The sequence below is a fragment of the Leptolyngbya sp. FACHB-36 genome, from assembly GCF_014695955.1.
GTDB lineage: Bacteria > Cyanobacteriota > Cyanobacteriia > Leptolyngbyales > Leptolyngbyaceae > FACHB-36.
In genome coordinates this window covers 1-2,131 of the sequence record NZ_JACJPG010000366.1, presented here as the reverse complement: position 1 = coordinate 2,131, position 2,131 = coordinate 1, and the positions used below count along the sequence as shown (strand labels likewise).

The following is a 2,131-nucleotide window of genomic DNA, read 5'->3' as shown; positions in this document are numbered from 1 at the left end:
GCCGCGTCAAAGCGGCGATCGTGCAGCGTCTTTACCAAGTCCCACTCCCGCGCCGGATCGAACGGCAATCGCCCCAAATCCTGCCACAGGACGCGCCACGGCAGCACCTCATCCACCCAGGGCAGCAGTGGTGCGGTAAGCGCCCCAGCAGGGCTTGCCATCAGCGTAATTCTGGCGTCGGGTAAGTTTTCTCGCAGGGCACGCAAGGCAGGACTGGTCATCAAAACATCGCCAATGTTGTCGAGGCGCAGAACAAGCAGGTTGCGAACGCTGTGCCAGGAAGTGGGGGAGTTTGGAAGTTCGGGACTTGACGTTTGACGCTTGAGTTCTTTCCTGTCTGTTCCCGATTCCTTCGGCTTGAGTAGGGTTTCTGCCGCAGCAAGGACTGTTTCGGGCGAGAGGTCGTCGAGGCAGGTGGTCCACTGGGGCAGCGGACAGGTGCCGCCGTACCAGCACGACTGATCGGTGAAGTTGGCGATGTGGCGATCGCCGCACTCCGGAGCGCCTTGCAGGTTGATGTGAGGAGCGGCTTGCCCGTAGCGTTCGTGCCAGGAAGGTCCGAACAGCGTCAGGGTGGGAACGTTCAGGGCGGCAGCGATGCGGGCAGGTCCCGTATCGGCGGCGATCGCCAAATCTGCGTGGGCGATGGCGCTGGCAAACTGGCGCAGCGAGCCGCGCTGCCACAGCCGCGCCGTGCCGCCGATAGCATCCACGATCGCAGCGGCTTCCTCCGCATCGGCACCGATGGGCACGACGATCGTGGCGTTGAATCGCTGCTGTAGGGCTTTGCCGACCGTAACGAAGCGATCGGGTGCCCAGCGCTTAATCGCCATGCCCGCGTCGGGGCACAGAAACACCAGCGGACGGGAAGCGGACCCAAACGCCGATCGCGCGTCCTGACGCTCTTGCTGAGTCAGATGAAGCTGCGGCGCGCTGGATGAGTCCGCGAGAATTAACGTCTCCGCGTGCAGGATACTCAGAAACCGATCGCCCACGCGCTGATTCGGTGGGGGCGACTGCCACAAATTCGTGACCACGCGGGGAGTACCGCTCTGCTGAATCGCCTCAGCAATGCCATCGTAGTTGGTGTCCGACACGATCAGATCAAAGCGATCGTGCGCCAGCAGATGGTCTACCGCCTGCCGCGCTTCTCCTGGGTTGGCGTAGACGACGCGATGAATCAGCGGATCGGATTCCAGCAGTTCACCACCGGGCGCAAACGTGAGCACCGTCAGTTCAGCGGCGGCGTGCGATCGCGCCAGCGCATGAATCGCAGGTAGCGCAATCACAACATCTCCGATGCCACCCAAGAGTTCAATGAAGAGAATCCGCTGCATCATGGTGAATGTGAGTCATGAGTACGGGGTGAAGACTGAGCGCTGGCGCTTTCTAGACGCCATGCCTCATCCACCAATGGGCAGTAGCTGCGGTGCATCCTGGCTGCGATCGTGAATCGTTGTGGGCAATTCCTGGTGATACACGCCGGAGGGCAGCACGCCGCAGCCGCCGTAATGCGCCATCACCCGCAGCTGCGCCAGCACGTCTTCGCCACAGTGGTCGGTCGGCAGATCGCGCCAGAAGCTAAAACCGCCGACGCTGCGGAGTTTCGCCGTGTCGTAGAGAACGCAGCCGCCAATCCAGGCGACGCGGTACTTTTGGGGACGATCGGGGGTAATGTTCAGTCGCTGCTGCACGTGGTAGACGTTGGCGGCATTGTGCAACTTGTAGCGCTCCCACTGGGGCGTGCCCGATTTCACAACCTCTGGCTGCACCGGACCCTCCCACAGTTCCAAAACCTGCTGATGCGGACGCACATCGTCACGAAAGCTGAGTCCAATAATGCCCGACCCGACAAAGCCACAGTTTTCCGATTGGATAGTGTTCACGAGGAGTTCCACGACCCACGGCTCCAGAATCAGGTCATCGTCAAGGAACAGCACGTAGGGAGCGGTGGCGCGATCGAGCAAAAATTGTCGCTGTTCCGCCATTCCCCGTCGCGGCAGGTGCCGATGCGGGTGGACCTCATGACCGTGCATTTGCAGCACTCGCACGGCAGCTTGGACTTCTCCAGCGTCTAAAGCGCTATAAGCTTCAGTTTGGTCAGAAATGACCACGCCAAAATCGCGCAGCG

Annotated in this window: 2 protein-coding genes; both read right to left on the bottom strand. The window is 61.2% G+C overall.

The genetic code is table 11. The features are described from left to right. Positions 1 to 1,340 (bottom strand): glycosyltransferase family 9 protein (locus H6F43_RS10280; protein ID WP_199290254.1); only part of this gene is annotated, 1,340 nt, incomplete at its 3' end. A 63-nt stretch (positions 1,341 to 1,403) separates the two neighbouring features. Next, positions 1,404 to 2,131 (bottom strand): glycosyltransferase family A protein (locus H6F43_RS10275; protein ID WP_190342686.1); only part of this gene is annotated, 728 nt, incomplete at its 5' end.